This window comes from Heliomarina baculiformis (genome assembly GCF_019966545.1).
Lineage (GTDB): Bacteria > Pseudomonadota > Alphaproteobacteria > Rhodobacterales > Rhodobacteraceae > Heliomarina > Heliomarina baculiformis.
This window is the reverse complement of the sequence record NZ_JAIMIC010000007.1, coordinates 120,622-140,780: the sequence shown is the minus strand read 5'-3', so window position 1 is coordinate 140,780 and position 20,159 is coordinate 120,622. Positions and strand designations below refer to the sequence as shown.

Annotated in this window: 23 protein-coding genes; 8 read left to right on the top strand and 15 right to left on the bottom strand. The window is 59.2% G+C overall.

Annotated elements, in window-relative coordinates; translation table 11 throughout:
• Positions 1-10: 10 nt before the first annotated feature.
• Entirely contained in the window at positions 11-613 is a 603-nt protein-coding gene (locus MF268_RS17010) for a TIGR04282 family arsenosugar biosynthesis glycosyltransferase (RefSeq protein ID WP_238372064.1), read from the bottom strand.
• A 3-nt stretch (positions 614-616) separates the two neighbouring features.
• Complete coding sequence (dapE, locus tag MF268_RS17005) at positions 617-1,762, bottom strand: succinyl-diaminopimelate desuccinylase (protein WP_238372063.1); 1,146 nt, start codon at positions 1,760-1,762, stop codon at positions 617-619.
• Positions 1,763-2,103: 341 nt separating this feature from the next.
• Here dapE and MF268_RS17000 point away from each other — a divergent pair, with 341 nt between their 5' ends.
• Positions 2,104-3,165 carry a Hint domain-containing protein gene (locus MF268_RS17000; RefSeq protein ID WP_238372062.1) on the top strand — a complete coding sequence of 354 codons (1,062 nt, stop codon included), beginning with the start codon at positions 2,104-2,106 and terminating at the stop codon, positions 3,163-3,165.
• 112 nt (positions 3,166-3,277) lie between these two features.
• Here the strand turns inward: MF268_RS17000 and MF268_RS16995 are convergent, their stop codons facing one another.
• A complete protein-coding gene (locus MF268_RS16995) occupies positions 3,278-3,529 on the bottom strand; it encodes a GlsB/YeaQ/YmgE family stress response membrane protein (RefSeq protein WP_238372061.1) in 252 nt (83 codons plus the stop codon).
• A 109-nt stretch (positions 3,530-3,638) separates the two neighbouring features.
• A complete protein-coding gene (locus tag MF268_RS16990) occupies positions 3,639-3,989 on the bottom strand; it encodes a hypothetical protein (protein WP_238372060.1) in 351 nt (116 codons plus the stop codon).
• Between the two features lie 174 nt (positions 3,990-4,163).
• Between MF268_RS16990 and MF268_RS16985 the strand changes: the two genes are divergently transcribed.
• The gene (locus tag MF268_RS16985; RefSeq protein WP_238372059.1) at positions 4,164-5,732 is read left to right on the top strand and encodes a choice-of-anchor L domain-containing protein; all 1,569 of its coding nucleotides are present in this window, start codon (positions 4,164-4,166) and stop codon (positions 5,730-5,732) included.
• Between the two features lie 57 nt (positions 5,733-5,789).
• On the opposite strand, the gene dapD is transcribed toward MF268_RS16985, so the two are convergent.
• Together dapD and MF268_RS16975 are read right to left on the bottom strand one after the other, a co-directional pair.
• A complete protein-coding gene (dapD, locus tag MF268_RS16980) occupies positions 5,790-6,617 on the bottom strand; it encodes a 2,3,4,5-tetrahydropyridine-2,6-dicarboxylate N-succinyltransferase (protein ID WP_238372058.1) in 828 nt (275 codons plus the stop codon).
• A 71-nt stretch (positions 6,618-6,688) separates the two neighbouring features.
• The gene (locus MF268_RS16975; RefSeq protein ID WP_238372057.1) at positions 6,689-7,615 is read right to left on the bottom strand and encodes a threonine/serine dehydratase; all 927 of its coding nucleotides are present in this window, start codon (positions 7,613-7,615) and stop codon (positions 6,689-6,691) included.
• A gap of 76 nt (positions 7,616-7,691) precedes the next feature.
• Here MF268_RS16975 and MF268_RS16970 point away from each other — a divergent pair, with 76 nt between their 5' ends.
• Positions 7,692-8,534, top strand: coding sequence for an LOG family protein (locus tag MF268_RS16970; RefSeq protein WP_238372056.1), 843 nt, complete (start codon positions 7,692-7,694; stop codon positions 8,532-8,534).
• Between the two features lie 65 nt (positions 8,535-8,599).
• Here the strand turns inward: MF268_RS16970 and MF268_RS16965 are convergent, their stop codons facing one another.
• From MF268_RS16965 to MF268_RS16950, 4 genes are all read right to left on the bottom strand, one after another.
• Entirely contained in the window at positions 8,600-8,797 is a 198-nt protein-coding gene (locus MF268_RS16965; protein ID WP_238372055.1) for a hypothetical protein, read from the bottom strand.
• A 144-nt stretch (positions 8,798-8,941) separates the two neighbouring features.
• Positions 8,942-9,706, bottom strand: a complete 765-nt coding sequence (locus tag MF268_RS16960; RefSeq protein ID WP_238372054.1) for a DsbA family protein — start codon at positions 9,704-9,706, stop codon at positions 8,942-8,944.
• A gap of 3 nt (positions 9,707-9,709) precedes the next feature.
• Positions 9,710-10,885: a dual-specificity RNA methyltransferase RlmN gene (gene rlmN / locus MF268_RS16955; protein WP_238372053.1), complete on the bottom strand. Its 1,176-nt coding sequence runs from the start codon at positions 10,883-10,885 to the stop codon at positions 9,710-9,712.
• A gap of 90 nt (positions 10,886-10,975) precedes the next feature.
• Positions 10,976-11,509 (bottom strand): invasion associated locus B family protein, encoded by a 534-nt coding sequence (locus MF268_RS16950; RefSeq protein ID WP_238372052.1) that lies wholly within the window; start codon positions 11,507-11,509, stop codon positions 10,976-10,978.
• 173 nt (positions 11,510-11,682) lie between these two features.
• On the opposite strand from MF268_RS16950, the gene MF268_RS16945 reads away from it, so the two are divergent.
• Positions 11,683-12,687 (top strand): asparaginase, encoded by a 1,005-nt coding sequence (locus tag MF268_RS16945; protein ID WP_238372051.1) that lies wholly within the window; start codon positions 11,683-11,685, stop codon positions 12,685-12,687.
• Positions 12,688-12,700: 13 nt separating this feature from the next.
• On the opposite strand, the gene MF268_RS16940 is transcribed toward MF268_RS16945, so the two are convergent.
• The 4 genes from MF268_RS16940 to serB are packed head-to-tail and all read right to left on the bottom strand — an operon-like array spanning position 12,701 to position 14,776.
• Positions 12,701-13,015 carry a YciI family protein gene (locus tag MF268_RS16940; protein ID WP_238372050.1) on the bottom strand — a complete coding sequence of 105 codons (315 nt, stop codon included), beginning with the start codon at positions 13,013-13,015 and terminating at the stop codon, positions 12,701-12,703.
• 35 nt (positions 13,016-13,050) lie between these two features.
• Positions 13,051-13,521 (bottom strand): SRPBCC family protein, encoded by a 471-nt coding sequence (locus MF268_RS16935; protein ID WP_238372049.1) that lies wholly within the window; start codon positions 13,519-13,521, stop codon positions 13,051-13,053.
• A gap of 2 nt (positions 13,522-13,523) precedes the next feature.
• On the bottom strand, positions 13,524-13,853 hold the full coding sequence (locus MF268_RS16930; RefSeq protein WP_238372048.1) for an ArsR/SmtB family transcription factor: 330 nt from the start codon (positions 13,851-13,853) through the stop codon (positions 13,524-13,526).
• 38 nt (positions 13,854-13,891) lie between these two features.
• Positions 13,892-14,776: a phosphoserine phosphatase SerB gene (gene serB / locus MF268_RS16925; protein WP_238372047.1), complete on the bottom strand. Its 885-nt coding sequence runs from the start codon at positions 14,774-14,776 to the stop codon at positions 13,892-13,894.
• Between the two features lie 158 nt (positions 14,777-14,934).
• On the opposite strand from serB, the gene MF268_RS16920 reads away from it, so the two are divergent.
• Together MF268_RS16920 and serA are read left to right on the top strand one after the other, a co-directional pair.
• Complete coding sequence (locus MF268_RS16920) at positions 14,935-16,089, top strand: phosphoserine transaminase (RefSeq protein WP_238372046.1); 1,155 nt, start codon at positions 14,935-14,937, stop codon at positions 16,087-16,089.
• Between the two features lie 69 nt (positions 16,090-16,158).
• The gene (gene serA, locus MF268_RS16915) at positions 16,159-17,754 is read left to right on the top strand and encodes a phosphoglycerate dehydrogenase (protein WP_238372045.1); all 1,596 of its coding nucleotides are present in this window, start codon (positions 16,159-16,161) and stop codon (positions 17,752-17,754) included.
• Between the two features lie 53 nt (positions 17,755-17,807).
• On the opposite strand, the gene MF268_RS16910 is transcribed toward serA, so the two are convergent.
• On the bottom strand, positions 17,808-18,191 hold the full coding sequence (locus tag MF268_RS16910; protein ID WP_238372044.1) for a cbb3-type cytochrome c oxidase subunit I: 384 nt from the start codon (positions 18,189-18,191) through the stop codon (positions 17,808-17,810).
• A 146-nt stretch (positions 18,192-18,337) separates the two neighbouring features.
• Between MF268_RS16910 and MF268_RS16905 the strand changes: the two genes are divergently transcribed.
• A complete protein-coding gene (locus MF268_RS16905) occupies positions 18,338-19,312 on the top strand; it encodes a LysR family transcriptional regulator (protein ID WP_238372043.1) in 975 nt (324 codons plus the stop codon).
• Positions 19,313-19,388: 76 nt separating this feature from the next.
• Positions 19,389-20,117: a metallophosphoesterase family protein gene (locus tag MF268_RS16900; RefSeq protein ID WP_238372042.1), complete on the top strand. Its 729-nt coding sequence runs from the start codon at positions 19,389-19,391 to the stop codon at positions 20,115-20,117.
• Positions 20,118-20,159 lie beyond the last annotated feature (42 nt).

Below are 20,159 nucleotides of genomic sequence, written 5' to 3'. Positions count from 1 at the left end.
AACGTCATCGTCAAAAGCGACGTGGCGCAGGCGTGGCTGCAAGATCCTTTGCCGTGTCGACATCGCGCAACGTATCGGCAAAAGCGATCCGGTGATCGGGCAGGGCGGACATACTGTCGGACAGCGCGTGGGGCGACGACCAGCGGATGCAGTTGAACATGTCAGGTCGCGCGCGTGATCCGCGCTGCATTCCCACCAACCAATAGCCGCCATCGATGGCCGGACCGAATACGGCTGTATGTGAGCCTAACAAGGCGAAAGCATTCGAAATGTGCCGCGGACGGATTTCGGGGATGTCGCCACCGATGACACAGACCCGGTTTTGCGGAAATCGCATCATGGCGCGGGACATTCGGTGGCCGAGATCGCCACCGCCCTGAGGAATGCGCGGGAAGTGGTCGGGCCAAACCCGGCTCGCCAGCCCTTCGCGGTCTGGGCTGACAGCCAGAACAACCTCCCACCGAGGGTCCTCTACACGGCGGAGCAGGTCAGCAACCTGATGCCGGAACCACCATTTCGCCTTTATAGAGCCTATTTCGATTGCCAGACGAGTCTTTACCCGTCCGGGGCGCGGTTCTTTCAGCATGACGATCAGGGTGCGCCCCGGTCGCATGGCTCACGCGAAGTAGTCGGACAGAATCCGGGAATAGATCCGCTTGAGTTGATGAATCTGCTCGACCGGTACGTTTTCATCGACCTGATGCATGGTCTTACCAACCAGTCCGAATTCCACCACGGGGCAGTGATCCTTGACGAAACGCGCGTCCGAGGTGCCGCCTGTTGTCGACAGCACAGGCGTCACGCCGGTTTCAGCCTGAACGGCAGCGGAAACCAGTTCGGACAGATCGCCGGGCGGGGTCAGAAAGCTCTCGCCGGAGACTTTGATTTCCACGGCGATTTCAACGTCGAATTCGGTGGCGACTTTCGCCGCCTCGTCCCTAAGCCAGGTGCTCAAGCTCTCACCGCTATGGGTGTCATTGAAACGGATATTTACCGTCCCCTTGCATTCGGCGGGGATCACGTTGGTGGCTGGGTTACCGGTATCGATGGTGACAATGGCAAGCGTGGAAGGGTCGAAATGGTCGGTCCCCTTATCCAGTTCATGGCTGGCGAGCCGGTCCATCAGCCGTGCGATTGCCGGCAACGGGTTCTTGGCGCGATGCGGATAGGCCGAGTGGCCCTGCACGCCGCGCACTGTGAACCATACGCTCATCGATCCGCGCCGGCCGATCTTGATCATATCGCCCAAGTTTTCGGGGCAGGTGGGTTCGCCGACAAGGCAGACGTTCATCTTTTCACCGGCTTCATCCATGTAGTCGAGGAGGGCGGTGGTGCCATCAAGCGCATCGCCTTCCTCATCGCCGGTGATCGCGAGGATCACAGAACCCTCGGGCGGCGTATTCTGCACGAAATCGACGGCTGCCGCGGCAAAGGCGGCAACGCCGGATTTCATGTCCGTCGCGCCCCGGCCATATAAGATGCCGTCAAGCTCCTCGGCGCCGAAAGGGGCGTGCGTCCAGGCGGATTCGTCGCCGACCGGCACCACGTCGGTATGCCCATTGAAGCCGAATGTCCGGGCATGTCCCTTGTCGCCCCATCGCGCGAACAGGTTGTTGATCCCTCCCCGATTGACCCGTGTGCAGGTGAAGCCCGCACCGCTTAGCAGAGAGTCCAGCACGTCCAGCGCACCGCCATCTTCCGGCGTAACAGAGGGGCACCGGATAAGATCGGCTGTAAGTTTGGCGGCGTCGGTATCGGACATGAGACGTTTTCCTTGGTCGTGATTTTGAGGGCGTGGGAAGCCCCGTTTGCCTGACAGTTGGGACGAAATAATCGCAAAGCCAAGCCCCGGATGTGGAAAACTTCTTAACAGATGCATCTGAACGGTGCTAACATGCTGAAAGATAACAAATGACCCCAGAGGCGGGGCACCCGAGCAGAAAGCGGTAAAAGCCGCCAGACAGATGATATTCGCGATTCAGGCTCGTGAATAAGCTTTTGTTTACCGGGATGTCCTGTCCAACCGGGCGAGAAACAAGAGCAGATCATGATCTATACCGCGACAGAATTCAGAAGTGTCCCGGCATGGCGGGGAGGCTTTCAATGAGTTGGTTTGCCATCTGTGAAAGCGATGAAAACTGGATCGCACCCGAGGCGCTGGAACAGGCCGAGAGCCTTCTGACGCGTGGCTCGATCCTATTCGAAACCCGCTATCCCCAATCCAACAATGCCCGCCCGCTGGTTTTGTTCGACGCTGATGATGACTGGCCGTTCGAGCTTGCGATCCATGCCCTGCCCGGCGGCGCCATCAGTTTTTCGTTGGATCAGGGTGGAGAGGTTCTGCACAAGGTCTTCAACTGTCCCGAGATCGGGCGCGGCGATATTCTGCGTCTCACTTATACTTGGGACGGACCGCTGCGTCAGGGACGCCTTGCGTTTGAAAAGCCCGACCATGGCCAGACGGCGGTGGTGCCGTTTGACAGCCCGAGCCCCATTCCGCTCTGGCATATGCACCGGCTGATGCAGGGTGGAGAGGGACGCTATCTGTCGCCGGAAGTCATCTTCATGGCGGCTTCGAGCGAAATAGAGCCGGTCGGGCCGCTGCCGACGCTGATGGCAGATACGCCTGTTGCGACGCCATACGGGTATCGTCCCGTGCAGGATCTCAAGCGCGGTGATCTGGTGATCAGCGGTTCCGGCGACAGCGTGCCGGTTCTTCACAACCTGACGCGGATTATGCCTGCTCGGGGCAGTTTTGCACCGATCAGGCTTTGTGCGCCCTACTTCGGGCTTGGTCAGGATATCGATGTTTCCCCGATGCAGAGGCTGGTGCTTTCAGGGGCCGAGGTCGAATACCTTTTCGGACATGAATCGGTGCTGGTGCAGGCCGGTCACCTTGCGGGCGGGCCCGCAGTTCAGAGACCGGCGCTGCCGCGATTTGTTTCTTATGCGCAACCGATCCTGCCGCAGCAGGAAACACTGAATGTTGCCGGAACCATCGCCGAAAGTCTTTATGTCGGTCGGTTGCGCCGGAAGCCCCTGAATTTGGCCGCAAGCGCCTTGGCTACGTTTGACCGGAGCACATTGCCCGAGCATCCGCCGTCTTCGCGTCCGGTTTTGAAATCGCTCGACGCGATCACTTTGGCTGCCTATCGCGCAGCCTGAGCCTCTATCGCGCGGCCTGCGAATGTAAAATGGGCGCCGCATAAATGCGACGCCCGATACTGACTAACTAACGTTACTCTAGATACTGGTTATTACAAAATTTCTGAGTTGATCAGGCGCGTTTGATGGCCCGATATCCTCCGATCAACAGACACGCTCCGATCACGCCGATGACAAGCTGGCCGATCCAACCACCCAATGTGCCACCGACCACAGCGACAAGGATAAAGTTCAGAACAAGCGCCCCGACGATCCCGAGAATGATGTTGGTGAGCAGGCCATGATCGGCCTTCATGATCTTTTCAGCGATCCAGCCAGCAAGTGCGCCGACTATAATCGCCGCGAACCATCCGATACCTTCCATCTTGCGCGTCCTTGTGTTCCCTTTTCTGGGCACTCAACGATGCAGAGCAAGAATAGGTTCCAAGGTTTTATACAAAAATCGAAAGATATTTCCTAATACGCGCTTACGGTTAATCCTTGGCGTTTTCTTCGCCAAAAAAGGGTGTCATCTGAGCGATGATGACAGAGTTTTCGTCCAATGCACGTTGCATGAGCGCGCGTTCTTCGTCGTCGATTTCGTGACCGGCGGCCTCGCGTTCGGCAAGCGTTCCATACCCCGTCACATCGAGGGGTGCGGTATCGGCCTGCTTTAGAATCGCGACAGTTTCGCGCACTGCTTCGGCTTCGTCGATGCCGGAGGCAAAACATATGAGCGCGGCGCCGGTCGAGCCTTCGGGCAGGCCGTCACCGGCCTTGCGGCCAATTTGCACCAAAAGCGTATAGACGCTCTGTCTCGACTTTTTTTTGGGTGAATCGCTCATGCGCCCGCCTTATCCCCTTGGTCCAGAAGCGGTCAATAGGCTGACGTTTACTATATGTTAGGCCCGGTTAAGCAAATTCCGCTAAATTTACATAATCATGCCGGAATCGTCTCGTAGTTCCACATGATCAACCTGCGGTGTAAGGCGGGACGGATCAGAAATGAGGTATAGTTAATGGCAAAGGCTTCCGAACTTCCCATCGATACATCTGCGTCAGCGATGGACATGGCCGATGCCATGTTCGGCTCGGGGATCAATATTCTATCCGCCAACTACACCGGCGCTACGCATGCCTCGGGGATCTATTCGAATGGTGATACCGTTGCAGCGGAACTGACGCCTTCGGATACGGGTGTCATCCTGTCAACCGGTAAGGCCACGGATATCACTAACAGCAAAGGTGACGTGAATACGTCGGACCGGACCACGACTGAAAACAAGACCGCGGGCGACAGCGACCTGAACGATGTGTCGGGTGTCAAAACCTATGACGCCGCCGTATTCGAGGCGAGTTTCGTGCCTGCGGGTGAAACACTGACCATGCAGGTGGTGTTTTCTTCCGAAGAATATCTCGAATATGTCGGGACGGGGTTCAACGATGCCATGGGCATCTGGGTCAACGGCGTGCAGGCGGAACTGACCGTTGGCAATGGCGACATCACCATCAACAATATCAACGATGATAGTAACGAAAACCTCTATATCGACAACTCGGACAAGGATGATTCCTACAATACCGAGATGGACGGATTCACCGTTACGCTGACGCTTAAGGCGCCGGTCACGCCGGGTGAGGTGAATACGATCAAGATTGCCATCGCCGATGGTGGTGATGCGAAATATGACAGTAACCTGCTGATCGCCGGGGATTCGATCCAGACCGCGCTGGTCGCGGGCGACGATACGATCGAGGTGAACGGCGAAAGCGAAACCTTCGATCTGTTGGCGAATGACCAGACCAGCGCCGACGGTAAGCTGATTATCACGCATATCAACAACCAGCCGGTTGTTGCTGGGGATATCGTCACCCTGCCGAGCGGCGAGCAGATTCAGCTCAATGCCGACGGGACCGTCACGATCTTCACGGATGAGGACTCGGAAACCAATACCTTTACCTACCAGGTGCAGGACGGCAGCGGGAATACCGATACAGCTTTTGTCGAGATGACCACGGTGCCTTGTCTGGTACAGGGAACATTAATCGACACGCCGGACGGTCAGGTTCCGGTCGAGGATTTGCGCGTCGGCGATCTGGTGATGACCCGCGACGACGGACCTCAGCCCGTGCGCTGGGCCGGTCGGTCGACCCGTTTCGGTACGGGCCGCGACGTACCGGTCGTCTTTTGTGCCGGAGCGTTGGGCGATCATGACGAAGTCGAGATGTCGCAGAACCACCGCGTGCTGATCAAATCCGGCCGCGCGCAGCTTTTGTTCGGAGAGGATGAGATTCTGGTCAAGGCCAAGGATCTGGTGAACGACGTTTCGATCCGGATGGGGACGGCGGGCAAGCCGGTCACCTATGTTCACCTGTTGTTTGACAAGCACCAGATCATTCGCGGCAACGGGCTGGAAAGCGAAAGTTATCATCCCGGCCGCGAAACGATGGACAGCTTCGACGCGGAAACCCGGGAAGAGATCCTGCGCCTGATGCCGGAAATCTCGGATGAAGCGGGGGCGGGATATGGCCGTGCCGCCCGTCGTTCTCTGAAAAGTTACGAAAGCCGCGCGCTGCTCGACGCCTGAGATCGGACTGTCCGTTCTGAATAGCGCCCGCCTCCGCAAGGAGGCGGGCGTTTTGCATCAGTCGCGCAGAAGCTCGTTGATACCGGTCTTGGAGCGTGTCTTTTCGTCGACACGCTTGACGATCACCGCGCAATAGAGATTGACGTTGTTCTTCGACGGCATGGTGCCGGCCACGACAACAGAGTACGGCGGAACTTCGCCATAGAATACGTCGCCGGTTTCACGGTCGACGATCTTGGTGGACTGGCCAAGGAAGACCCCCATGCCAAGCACCGAACCTTCGCGGACGATCACGCCTTCGACTACTTCGGAGCGCGCACCGATAAAGCAGTTGTCTTCAATGATGGTCGGCCCGGCCTGCATCGGCTCAAGCACGCCGCCGATACCGACACCGCCCGACAGGTGTACGCCCTTGCCGATCTGCGCGCAGGACCCAACGGTGGCCCATGTATCGACCATGGTGCCTTCATCGACGTAAGCGCCGAGGTTCACAAAGGATGGCATAAGAACGACGCCGGGGGCGATATAGGCCGATTTGCGTACGACGCAGTTCGGAACGGCGCGGAAACCTGCGGCTTTCCACTGGTTGTCGCCCCAGCCTTTGAACTTGCTGTCGACCTTGTCCCACCAGCCGCCGCCCTGTGGGCCACCGTCCTGCAGTTCCATGTCCTTGATGCGAAAGCCCAGCAGAACGGCTTTCTTCGCCCACTGGTTCACGTGCCAGTCGCCATTGTCATGACGTTCTGCGACGCGCAGCTTGCCCGAGTCCAGCGCGTTCAGCGTTTCCTCGATCGCGTCCCTTGTTTCGCCGGTGGTGGCAGAGGTGATCTGGTCGCGGTTTTCCCACGCGGATTCGATGGCGGTTTCAAGCTGGGCGTTGGACATCGGGTTTTTCCTAAACAGTGGATTTGGTGCCCTATAGCGGGCGTACCGGTTTCAGACAATCTCAGATGGGATCATCCCGCAAATGGATCGGGCGCGATATTGGCGCCGCAGATCAATACGGCAACGCGTTCGCCGGGTTCCGGGGTGTAGGCGCCACTCATGAGGGCGGCGAGCGCCGTGGCGCCGGCGGGTTCGACCAGTTGCCGCGCTTCGTGCCAAAGGGCCTGCTGGGCGTCGGTGATAGCTTCGTCCTCGACCAGAACCGACTGCACACCGGTCGAACGGGCAAGATCGAAACAGATCGACCCTATGCGACGCGCCCCAAGGGCATTCGCTGCCACGCCCGATACCTCGACATCTACCGGCTCCCCCGCCGCCAGCGCGGCGTTCAAAGCGCAAGAGGTCGAAGGTTCGACGGCCACAACCTTGCGTGCCCCCTGAAGCCATCCCATCGCTCCGGCAATCAGTCCGCCGCCGCCCACGGCGATCAGGATCGTATCGGCCTGTAATCCCTGTTCTTCCCACTCGCGCATGCATGTGCCTTGCCCGGCAACGGTGGCGGGGGCGTCATAGGCGTGAATCTGCATCGCGCCGGTCTTCGCCTCGTGTTCGCGCGCAAGATCCAGAGCATTGGCATATTCGCCGGGAACCACGCTTAGTTCTGCGCCGGTCGCCCTGATCAGGTTGATTTTCGACGGGCCGGCCATTTCCGGCACGAAAATATGGGCAGGGTGGCCCAGCGACTTGGCCGCATAGGCTGCCGCTGCCCCGTGATTGCCGCCGCTCGCCGCGACGACGCCGGCGGTCGGCACGTCCATCGAGAGCAGCGTATTGAAAGCGCCCCGCGCCTTGAACGTGCCGGTATGCTGCATCTGCTCTAGCTTGACGTCGATCGGATACGGCAGGCCAAAGCCGTCAAGCGTTGCAACCGGGGTCCTGATGACATGGTCTTCGATCCGCGCGGCGGCGGCAGATATTTCTGTTTTCCAATCGGTCATCGGCGGCCTCTCTCTGGTCTTGTTGCGGCGAACCCTATAGGGCTGAAATACAGGCGCAACCAAGGAATTGACCGGCATGAACGACGAACACCGCAGCCCCTTTCGCGATGCGCAGATCGACCGAAGGACCGCGCGCGAGGTGCCCGATACGCCCCAGACCCGCGCACCTGCCTATCGGCTGGCCTTTGCGGATGACGACTTTCTGTGCCGGGACGAGTTGAGGCCGGTTCGGTTGCAACTTGAGCTGTTGAAGCCGCAGATGCTGCTGGACGAAAACGGGATTGAATCCACGGTTGTTCTTTTCGGCGGGGCGCGCATTCCCGAGCCTGCTGAAAAGTCCTCCGCGCGAACCGAGACGCTTGCCGATCTGTCGCGTTTCTATGAAGAGGCGCGTCTTTTCGCCCAGAAGATGACGGAAAAATCGCTGGCTTCAGGCGGGCATACCTGCGTAATCGCCACAGGTGGCGGGCCGGGTGTTATGAAGGCGGGCAATCAGGGCGCGGCCGAGGCTGGCGGAAAATCGATCGGTCTGAACATCGTTCTCCCGCATGAGCAGGCGCCCAACGAATATGTCACGCCGGACCTTTGCTTTAACTTCCACTATTTCGCGATCCGCAAGATGCATTTCCTGATGCGAGCCGAAGCGGTCTGCGTTTTCCCCGGCGGGTTCGGCACGCTCGACGAAATGTTCGAGGCGCTGACGCTGATCCAGACGGGCCGCATGAAGCGGGTGCCGTTCCTGCTGTTCGGCCGGGAATTCTGGGAGAAAATCATCAACTGGCAGGCACTGGCTGACGCGGGCACTATATCCGATGCCGATCTCGATCTTTTCCAGTTCGTGGAAAGCGCCGACGAAGCGGTGGACATCATCGAAAACTGGGAACCAGCACCGGCGCGCGATCATATCCCGGGCCGCTAGGCTTATTCCGCGTCCAAAGCGACTGCGGGCCTGATCGGTCAGGCCTGCACTGCGCTGATTGAAGCTCAGTGCAGGTCGGTCGGGAGCGTGCCAAGATCGGAGCCGTTACGAAGTTGAACGACAAAGCTGCGGCCGTTGTCTTCCTTGATGCCGTAACCAAATCCGGCAAGCCGGAATTTCCACTCACGGGCGGAAAGGCATTTTTTGCGCTCTTCGGTGATGAATTCCAGCAGGGGCGCATCCAGCGTGTTCTCAATAATCATTTTCCCAATCCTTTGGTTCTGTACCGGAGTCAGGATATGAAAAGGTTCCGGGCCGAATTGGTCCGGCAGCGGGGTCATTTTGCGGCGAGGCGCGTGGCTTTGAGGCATTGTTGCGGCGATGGCAACAAATTAGCCTCAATTGTACTAAGGCGAACCGTTCTGGCCGCAGGAATCGCTAAATTCGCCTGAATTGTACTCTAATTCGATCAAATCTAGAAATGATTGTTTCGAAGCTCGGCCGATCAGCACGCTGCGCCCTACCACGACAGAGGGTGTGCCGATCATCCCGAAGACGGCCCGCGCGGCATGCGCTGTCTCCAGTTTGAGGTCCGTTTGCTTTGCCTGCATGTCCCGCCGAAGCTTCTCGACGTCCAAATCAAAACGTTCGGCAAGCTCGTTAAGGGCGACTGGCCCGGGGCGCAGCGGTTTGTGCATGAGATGCTGGTGAACCGGCAGGTACTGCCCCTGATTCCCGGCGGCGATGGCTACCCGCGCGGCATATTCCGACCGCGGCCCGAGCAGCGGCAGGTCCCACCAGACAGGCGTAACTGGCGAGGCACCTTCGGACAATTCGATCACAAGATCACTCATCTCGGGGCAGTAGGGGCAATAGTAATCCGTGAAAACCGCCAGCGGCAGTTTTTCCGAGCTCCGGGCGCCGTCAAAAATCGAACACGGATTGATTCGCAGGTCAGCGCGCAGACTGCGCTGCGCGTCCGATACCCTATCGACCGCAAGCAGGGCGATATCGGTCGCGCCACTTACCGAGCCTCTGTTGACGATGCGAAAGCCATCGAGCCCCGGGATCGGGTCGAATTGGAACCGCTCATTGAAGGCCTGGTAAAGCCGTGGCACGCCCCAGACCCAGGCGGCAATGCCACCAAGCAGCAAGAGGTTCCGTCGCTTCAAGGGCTACAGGCCCGCGTCGGCCTCGATCTGGCGGCGCGACTTGCGTTCGCGTTCGGTCGCAGATTTCAGCTGGCCACAGGCGGCCATGATATCCTCGCCACGCGGGGTGCGGATCGGCGAGGCGTACCCGGCCTTGTAAATGATATCCGCAAAGGCACGGATCCGGTTGTTCGAGGACCGCTTGTAGGGCGCGCCGGGCCATTCGTTGAACGGGATCAGGTTGATCTTGGCGGGGATTCCCTCAATCAGCTTGATCAGGCGGCGCGCGTCGTCATCCGTGTCGTTCACCCCGTTCAGCATCACGTATTCAAAGGTGATGCGTTCGGAGTTGCTGACCTTGGGGTAGCTCTTGAGCGCGGCAAGCAGTTCCTCGATGTTCCAGCGTTTGTTGATCGGCACCAGCATGTTGCGGGTTTCGTTCGTCGTGGCGTGGAAGGATACGGCCAACTGACAGCCGATTTCCTGCGCGGTACGGGCGATTTCCGGCACCACGCCGGATGTCGACAGGGTGATACGGCGGCGCGATAACTGGATACCTTCAGCATCCATCGCGATCTTCATCGCGTCACGCACGTTTTCGAAGTTGTAGAGCGGTTCGCCCATGCCCATCAGTACGATGTTCGACAAGAGCCGCGTCTCATCCTTGGGCGCGCCTTGCTTAGGCCATTCCCCCAGATCGTCGCGCGCCATCATCACCTGTCCGATGATCTCACCCGCTGTAAGGTTGCGGACGAGCTTTTGCGTACCGGTATGGCAGAAGGAACATGTCAGGGTGCAGCCGACCTGTGACGAGATGCAAAGCGTGCCGCGTCCCTCTTCGGGGATGTAGACGACTTCGACCTCGTGACCGCCAGCGATTCGCACGAGGTATTTCCGCGTACCGTCTTCGCTGACCTGTTTGGAGACCACCTCGGGAATTTCGATCACGAAATTCTCTGCCAGCTTGGCGCGGTAATCCTTGGCAAGGTTAGTCATCTCGGCGAAATCGCGCACGCCCCACTGGTAGATCCATTGCCAGATCTGGCCGACGCGCATCTTGGCCTGCTTTTCCGGCGTGCCAATTGCGATCAACGCATCGCGCATGGCATCGCGGGTAAGGCCGACAAGGTTCACAGTTCCCTCCGGCATCTTGCGGGGGATCGTGACAACATCCTGAGTGATCGGCGCCGTAGCGGTCATGGGGTCGGCCTTCATTTCGGGTACAGACCGCCCCTATATAGCATTTGCCGCAGGTTTCAAAACAAACCTGCGCGCGAATGTCTCAGTCGTTCACTTGGAGCAGCGTTTATCGGCGTCTTCCGCGGCGGCAGTAAACCCGAGGAGCGAGAATGTGTCCTTGGTCTGGGTTCCCCGCGAAGACCGCGCAGTCAGCACGGCATCGGTGCCGCGCTTCATCGCGGTGATGATCTGCTTGTCTTCGTCCGCGCTCGCCGGCCATGCCCATTCGCCCTCGGTGAATAGCTCGAACTCGTTGCCTGAAATGTTGAGGTTCACGGTCGAGCCCTCGGCAAACGGATAGCCGCCGGTAAAGGTTACCTGACCCTTCACATTGGCGTCAGGGCGGTAGAAGACCATGAGGAGGATATCGCTACGCTTGACTGCGACAACGCGGCCGTCGCGGGTGTTGACGGTTTCCTTGGGTGCCGACACGCTCCAGCACTCACGAGGCTGGCTTTCCTCGAAGACGCTCCAGTCGGTTTCCGTGGCGACGCGGTTAGTGCTCTGTTCCTGTGCGAATGTTGCGTTTGCGGCCATTGCCGCGATGCTCAAGCCTGCAATTGCGCAGACGAGTTTCGATCCCATTGTCCAGCCTCCGACTGTCCTTCACCTCAATACACTTCGTCGGTACGCTCCTGCTCTTGACGAGCCATCTTGGTTGCGTATCCGGTCGCCGGGCGACATACACACCATTAGCGCAATATTCGCCACTGACGAAAGGGCGATTGGCGGGAAATCGCCAAGAATTGAGGTGTCTCATGGATAGATCGGTCCCTTTGGTTGAAATCTGGCGTGGTGAGCTTCTGGAAAGCCTGCATCGCGGCCATGCGGTCGTCTGTGATAGACGCGGCGATATCGTTGCGTCATGGGGCGATCCCGAGACCGTGATCTATCCGCGGTCGTCGGCGAAAATGATTCAGGGGCTGCCGCTCTTGAGTTCCGGCGCGGCGGATCGCTATGGCTTGAAAACCGAGCAACTGGCCCTGGCCTGCGCGTCTCACAATGGTGCCGCGATCCACACCGACAGGGTATCTGCATGGCTCGGTCAGCTTGGACTGGGCGAAAGCGATTTTCGCTGCGGACCGCAGGAACCGGCCGATATTCCCGCGCGCAACGGTCTGATCCTTGCCGGAGAGGAACCCTGCCAGATCCACAACAACTGTTCGGGCAAACATTGTGGTTTCCTCACGTTGGCACAGTACATGGGCGCAGGTCCGGAATACGTCGAGATCGATCACCCGGTGCAGCAGGCCGCGCTTGCGGCGTTCGAGGAAACCACAGGCGAATCCAGCCCCGGTTATGGCATCGATGGGTGCTCGGCTCCGAATTTCGCGACGTCGTTGCATGGCCTGGCGCGCAGCATGGCGTGGTTTGCAACGGCATCGACCCGCAGCGATCAGCAAAGCCAGGGTGCGGTAAGACTGGTCGAGGCGATGATGAAACACCCTGACCTCGTTGCGGGTGAGGGGCGTGCCTGCACATCGCTGATGCGGGCGATGGGGGGCAAGGTAGCCATCAAGACCGGCGCCGAGGCCGTGTTCATCGCGATCCTGCCGGAACAGCAGCTTGGTGTGGCGCTCAAGATCACCGACGGGGCGACGCGCGCCAGCGAATGTGCCATTGCGGCCATTCTCGTCGGACTTGGTGTGCTCGAGGCGGATCATCCGGCGACACGCAGCTATCTTAATGCGCCGATCCTGAACCGGCGCGGCATTGACACGGGGGTAGTCCGCGCGACAGAGGCTCTGACGCGCGGATTCTGAGACCGGCAGGTGGCTACATCTGGATGATTTCGGCGATTTCGACCGAACCGCTACCGTCCATCACCATCGGATTCGACTTTGCGATGGCGCAAGCGGCGTCGATGTCGGCGGCATCCACGATGGTGTAGCCTGAAAGCGGGTTAGGCCCGCCATCGTCGCGGATTTCATTGTCGGTGACCGTTCTGGACGTACCGACGGGGTTGCCCGGGTCGAGCAGCGCCTTTTGGTTGTCGGTCATCCACTTTTCCCATGCAGCCATGGTGGATTTGATTTCTTCTTCGGATTCCGGGCGTTTCCCGCCGTGATAGGCAAACATAAACTTGGGCATTGAATTGTCCTTTCCTGTTGAAATTTGGGCTCAGTCTAAATTTCGGGGTCCTGCTCCAGCAGTCGGTCGAGTTTCGGCAATGTCGCCAGCCAGCCGCGGCTGTGGCTCTGGGCCGTTTCCATATCAGGCAGGTCACGGTGCACGATCCTGAGACGCGAACCCGTCTCTGTCGCGCTGACCGTGAACATGACATGGCTTTCCGTTCCGCGCTGGTCTTCGCCGTCGTGCCAGCCCCATGTGAAACCGACCGAACCTTTGCCGCCGGCATCGGGAGGCAGAACGTGGGTGACCTGACCGCTCAGCTTGTAACGGTCGCCGCTTTCGCGCCCATACATGGTACAGGTCCAGGGGCCGGTGCGGGTAAAGTCCATCTGGCAATCGTCCATTCTCAGCCCGTCCGGGCCAAACCACTGCATCAGTTGCGAAGGATTGGTGACAGCGCGCCAGACCCTGTCGACGCTGACGGGGTAATCTCGGACAAGTTCGAGATCCTGAAGGTCTTTCATGACTATGTGTCCTCTTCGGGATCAAGCGCGAGAAGGTCATCGAGCCGGTCGAGACTTTGTTGCCAGAAGGCACTGTGGTCTATCGTCCAGTTTGCGATCCGGCGCATCGATTCGGGCCGCACCGAGTAGTACCGGTGAGTGCCCTCGCTCCGCTGTTCGACAAGCCCGGCCTCGCGCAGGACTTTGAGGTGCCGGGAAACAGCGGGTGCGGAAATGTCAAAGCCGTCGACAAGTGTGCCGGCGGGCAGTTCACCCTGATCCATGAGGCGCTCCACCATGCTCAGGCGGGTCGCATCCGACAGGGCGGCAAAGGTTTTTGTCAGGTCTGTCATGACCCAATTATTAGCTATATAGTTAATTAACGCAAGCGTTATATATTTGGCTTGGCAAATTCCGACCGTGCGTAGCCTTGGATAAACAAAAGCGCGCTCAGATCGCCGTGGTTGATCCGAACGTCACATTCGGCGGCGACAACCGGCTTAGCGTGCAGCGCGACACCGGTTCCTGCCCGGTTCAGCATGCCCAGATCATTGGCCCCGTCACCCACGGCCAGCACATCGGCTTCAGCGATGCCTAATCGAGCGGTGATATCCTCCAAAGCGTCGACCTTGGCCTGCCGTCCGAGAATCGGCTGCCCTACAGTCCCGGCCAGGGCGCCGTTTTCGACGATCAAGGTATTGGCGCGGTTTTCGTCGAAGCCCAGCCTTTTCGCGACCGAGGCGGTGAAGGCGGTAAAGCCACCGGACACCAGCGCCGCATAGGCTCCGTTCGCGCGCATTGTCGCGACAAGTTCTGGCCCCCCCGGCATCAGCGTGATCCGCTGAGCAAGGACATCCGCGATGATCCCTTCCTGCAGCCCTTTCATCAGGCTGACCCGTTCGGTCAGCGCCCCTTCGAAATCGAGTTCGCCATTCATCGCGCGGGCGGTGATCTCCTTCACCCGATCCCCGACACCCGCGACATCCGCAAGCTCGTCGATGCATTCCTGCTGGATCATCGTGCTGTCCATATCGGCCAGCAGCATCTTTTTACGACGCCCTTCGGCAGGTTGCGCGACAAGATCGACGCCCATGCCCTGAAGCTCCTGCCACACGTCCCAGAGGTTCGCCGGTTTCTCCGTGACCTGAAATTCTGCCGCTTCATCAGGGGCCAGCCATTGCGCATCGCCGCCGCCCCACGCGTTGCGCAGCGAATCCACCAGAGCGGGATCCAAAGAAGGGGCGGCAGGATTGGTCAAAAGCGTGACGGCATACATGTGGCGGTTTCCTATCGGCAACAGAGAAGTCGCTTTTCGGCGATTTAGCGGCGCTTTATCCGCATTTTCCGACTTGTGCCAGCAAAGATACCGCTCTACATGCGGCGGTGGGACACCCCTCCCCAACGAGGGGCGCTTATCTGGAAGGGTAGCTGAAAATGGCTATTGCACAACCGGCAACGCGGCCGGCTAATCCGCGTTTTTCTTCTGGCCCCTGTGCCAAAATCCCCACATTCGAGCTGAATAAACTGGCCGACGCCGCGCTGGGCCGGTCGCACCGTGCCGCCGTTGGCAAGGACAAGCTGAAAGCCGCGATCGAAGAGACGCGTGACCTGCTTGGCGTACCGGCTGACTACAAGATCGGTATCGTACCGGCGTCGGACACCGGCGCTTTCGAGATGGCCATGTGGAGCCTGCTGGGCGAGCGCCCCTGTGAGATGCTCGCATGGGAAAGCTTTGGCGCCGGCTGGGTCACCGATGTCGTGAAGCAGCTGAAGCTCGATGCCGAGGTCAAGACCGCCGAATATGGCGCGATCGTTGATCTGAGCACCGTCGATTTCAACAAGGACGTCTGTTTCACCTGGAACGGCACCACCTCGGGTGTGCGTGTTCCCAACGGCGATGTGATTCCCGCCGACCGTGACGGTCTGACCCTTTGTGATGCGACATCGGCCGCTTTTGCGATGGATCTGCCCTGGGACAAGCTCGACGTGACGACATTCTCCTGGCAGAAAGTGCTGGGTGGCGAAGCGGCGCATGGCATGTTGATCCTCAGCCCCCGTGCGGTCGAACGTCTTGAAAGCTATACGCCCGCATGGCCGCTGCCCAAGATCTTTCGCCTGACCAAGGGCGGAAAGCTGATCGAAGGAATCTTCAAGGGCGAAACCATCAATACGCCGTCCATGCTCGCGGTCGAGGATTACCTCGTAGCGCTTGACTGGGCGCGTTCGGTAGGTGGGCTCAAGGGCATGATCGCCCGCGCCGATGCCAATACCGCCGCGATCACCGGTTTCGTCGAAACCCATGACTGGATCGACTTCCTCGCGACCGATCCGGCCACGCGTTCGAATACCTCGGTCTGCCTGAAGTTCACCGATGACCGGATCGCCGATGGCGCGGCTTTTGCCAAGGCCGTGGCCAAGCGTCTTGCGGATGTGAACATCGCGCTCGACATCGGAGCTTATCGCGATGCGCCCGCCGGTCTGCGAATCTGGTGCGGCTCGACCGTCGAAACCTCGGATATCGAGGCGATGCTGCCTTGGCTCGAATGGGCCTTTGACGCCGAAATCGAAGCGCAAAAGGCCGCCGCCTAAGCCGCCGGACCGCTCATCCTGCCACGGCAGGGTGAGCTCCCACTCCCCAATTTTCAAAGGACCAGACCCATGGCCCCCCGTGTACTCATCTCTGACAAACTTTCTGCGGCAGCCGTTCAGATCTTCAAGGATCGCGGCATCGACGTGGACTTCCAGCCCGATCTGGGCAAGGACAAGGACAAGCTGGCCGAAGTGATCGGCCAGTACGACGGACTTGCGATCCGTTCCGCGACCAAGGTGACTGAAAAAATCCTTGAGAACGCCAGTAATCTCAAGGTGATCGGTCGCGCCGGTATCGGTACCGACAACATCGATAAGGACGCCGCCTCCAAGAAAGGCGTGATCGTCATGAATACGCCCTACGGCAACATGATCACCACGGCGGAACATGCCATCGCGATGATGTTCGCCGTGGCGCGCCAGATCCCCGAGGCCAGCGCCTCGACCCACGCGGGCAAATGGGAAAAGTCTAAATTCATGGGGGTCGAACTGACCGGCAAGACGCTTGGCGTTATCGGCGCCGGCAATATCGGCGGTATCGTCTGCGCCCGTGCGCTTGGGCTGCGGATGAAAGTTGTTGCCTACGACCCATTCCTTGGCGAAGAAAAGGCCAAGCAGCTTGGCGTCGAAAAGGTCGAGCTGGACGAGCTGCTGGCACGCGCCGATTTCATTACCCTGCACGTGCCGCTGACCGATCAGACCCGCAACATCCTCTCCAAGGAAAACCTTGAAAAGACCAAAAAAGGCGTCCGGATCATCAACTGCGCCCGTGGCGGTCTGGTGGATGAAGCGGCTCTTGCCGAACTGCTGAAGTCCGGCCATGTCGCCGGTGCAGCCTTTGACGTGTTCAGCGAAGAACCCGCCAAGGAGAACCCGCTGTTCAACCTGCCGAACGTGGTCTGCACTCCGCACCTTGGCGCAGCGACCACGGAAGCACAGGAAAATGTCGCGCTTCAGGTAGCCGAGCAGATGTCGAACTACCTGCTTGAAGGCGCCGTTGAAAACGCACTGAACATGCCGTCGATGACCGCCGAGGAAGCCAAGGTCATGGGGCCGTGGGTCACGCTTGCGGGCCATCTGGGCAACTTCATCGGCCAGCTGACCGACGAACCGATCAAGGCCATCAATATCCTCTATGACGGTTCGGTTTCCAAGATGAACCTTGCCGCGCTGAACTGCGGCGTGGTGGCTGGCATCATGAAAAAAGCCAATCCGGACGTTAACATGGTTTCGGCACCTGTCGTTGCCAAGGAACGTGGCATCAAGATCAGCACGACCAATCAGGACAAGTCCGGCGCATTCGACGGCTACATGAAGGTTACCGTCGTCACCGAAAAACGTGAACGTTCGATCGCGGGCACCGTGTTCTCGGATGGCAAGCCGCGCTTCATCCAGATCAAAGGCATCAACATCGACGCTGAAATCGGTTCGCACATGCTCTACACGACGAACAAGGACGTGCCCGGCATCATTGGTACGCTTGGTCTTACGATGGGCGAAGGCGGCGTAAACATTGCCAACTTTACTCTGGGCCGTTCGGCTGAGAAGGGCGAAGCGATTGCCCTGCTCTACGTAGACGCCCCGGTTCCGGGCGAGGTGCTGAAAAAGCTCGAAGAGACCGGGAAATTCCAGCAGGTCAAACCGCTGGCGTTCGACGTCGCCTGAAGTCGTCAGAGCTCAGTAACGGAAATGGCCCCGCTGATTCCGGGGCCATTTTTTTACGCGGTTACGGCAATGGCATTGCGGTTGCGTATCACAACCGCAGCGAACACCAGCATATTCAGAACGGACAGGATCGAGCCGAGCTTGGCCAGTGTTTCGCCGTGGCCCTGGATGGCCATCGCGATACCCGGCACGATGAGAACAAGCCCACTAACGGCAAGCGCGAAATGCACTTGCGGAAGCATCCCTTCGGCCGCGTCCGGCACGAGATGGTAGTAGAAGGCGAAAATCGAAAAGCTGACCCATCCCAGAAGGTTCAGATGCGCATGGGCTGGCGACAAGAGATGGTCATGCGTCGCGCTCATCTGAATGCCCCAAACCATCCCGATCAGGACCGAGGCGACGCCAAGAATAAAGAACCAGAATGAAATCGACTTCATAAATATTTCCTTACATTGAACATGGACCCTGCAAAGCGGCATCCATGATGTTCTTAAAAAGCCTTGCGCCTTAGTGCGTTACGGCAAGGAGAAGGTAGATCCGATATTAGGTGAGATCCGCTGAGGCTGTGAAATCGATATTTTATATGATATTTATTGATATCATGAATTTATATGCGTTCGACCTTAACCTGCTGCGCGTCCTTGATGCGCTTTTGCTCGAAGGATCCACCGTCAGGGCGGGGGAACGCATCGGGCTGAGCCAGCCAGCCGTTTCTTCGGCACTTGGGCGTCTGAGAGCGGCCTTGGATGATCCGCTTTTTGTTCGTCACGGGCAGCGGCTCGAGCCGACGGCCTACGCGCTTTCTCTCGCCCGGCCCCTGCGTGACACGCTGGACAAAATCGAGACGATGATTGCCGGTCCTGAAAGCTTCGATCCTGCCACGGCCAGCGAGACCTTCAAGATTTCCGGCAGCGACTTCTTTGCCGAAATGCTGATGCCTGCGCTGGGCGAACGCCTGTCCCGCGTCGGTCCCGACATCCGGGTTCAGCTTGTCGATCTGGTGCCCGACAATTTCGTTGGCAAGCTGGAAAGCCACGAAGTGGACATGGCGCTGATCCCGGCGCTGGACCATCCCGGCTGGGTCGACTGGGAACCGATGTTCCGGTCTTGCTTTGTCTTGATCGCGCGGCAAGATCACCCGGTCCTGCGCGCGCATGGTGTGCAACCGGGCGACAAGGTGCCGATGGATCTTTTCTGCGACCTCGGCCATATCCTGTTTTCGCCCGAGGGGAACCTGAAAGCGATGGGGGACGCAGCGCTAGCCAAAGTCGGCCGGGAGAGGCGCGTGGTCATGACGATGCCGGTATTCTACGGAGTCTGCCGGGCCGTGTCCGCCAGCGATCATGTGGCGCTGATGCCGGCGCAGATGGCCTACAAGCTGCGGGATACCCTCGGGATCGACGCCTATATTCCGCCCATGCCGATACCGGCGGCGCAGATCGGGATGATTTGGCACAAACGGGCGACAAACGCGCCCGCGCATCGCTGGATGCGGGCACAGATCGCAGATCTGCTGAAACCGCTGGATGATGCCGAGGCTTTCGAGGCCAGAGGCTGATCCCGGCCCGCCCGTGGTGGACCTTGCCCGCCTGCTGTGAAACAGTTCGCGAAAGATAAAAGAGACAGGTGTTTGGGTGAACGATCCACTTTACGCGATTGGCGATATCCACGGGCAGATCGAGCTGCTGGAACAGGCTCTGGAATGGGTCAACGCAGACGGCGGGCCTAATGCGCGCATCGTTTTTCTTGGCGATCTCGTCGATCGGGGCCCGGATTCCAAGGGCGTGATCGACAGGTTGATGGCCGGGCAGGCGGACGGGCTGTCATGGCAGGTGCTGATGGGCAATCATGACCGCATGTTCGCCCGGTTCCTGAGCGACGGCGCCGTGCATGATCCAAGGATCAAATCCGGTATCGGCTGGCTAAATTCGCGCCTTGGCGGACCCGCGACCCTTTTGTCCTACGGGGTCAAGGGTGCCGAGCGTCGCCCGCGTGAGGCGCTGGTTGAAGAGGCGCGTGAATTGGTGCCGGAAACCCATCTCGGTTTCCTGAATGGCCTGCCCAAGTACATCGAGCGTGAGGGGAAGCTTTTCGTTCATGCGGGGCTTCGTCCCGGCGTCGCGCTGAGCGACCAAGACCCCGATGATCTGCTCTGGATCCGCGACGGGTTTCTCGAAGAAAAAACGCCGTATCCCTGGTTGGTCGTGCATGGTCATACGGCGCTGGACATGCCGTTTCATTATGGCAACCGGGTAAATCTCGACGGCGGCGGCGGCTACGGGCGGACGATTTATCCAGCAGTTTTTGAAGGTGAGGATTGCTGGCTGCTGGACGAACAGGGGCGGCTGCCGCTGGTGGCCTGAGGCAAACCGGCTGCGGGGCTCTGCCCCAACCGCGCGGGCGCG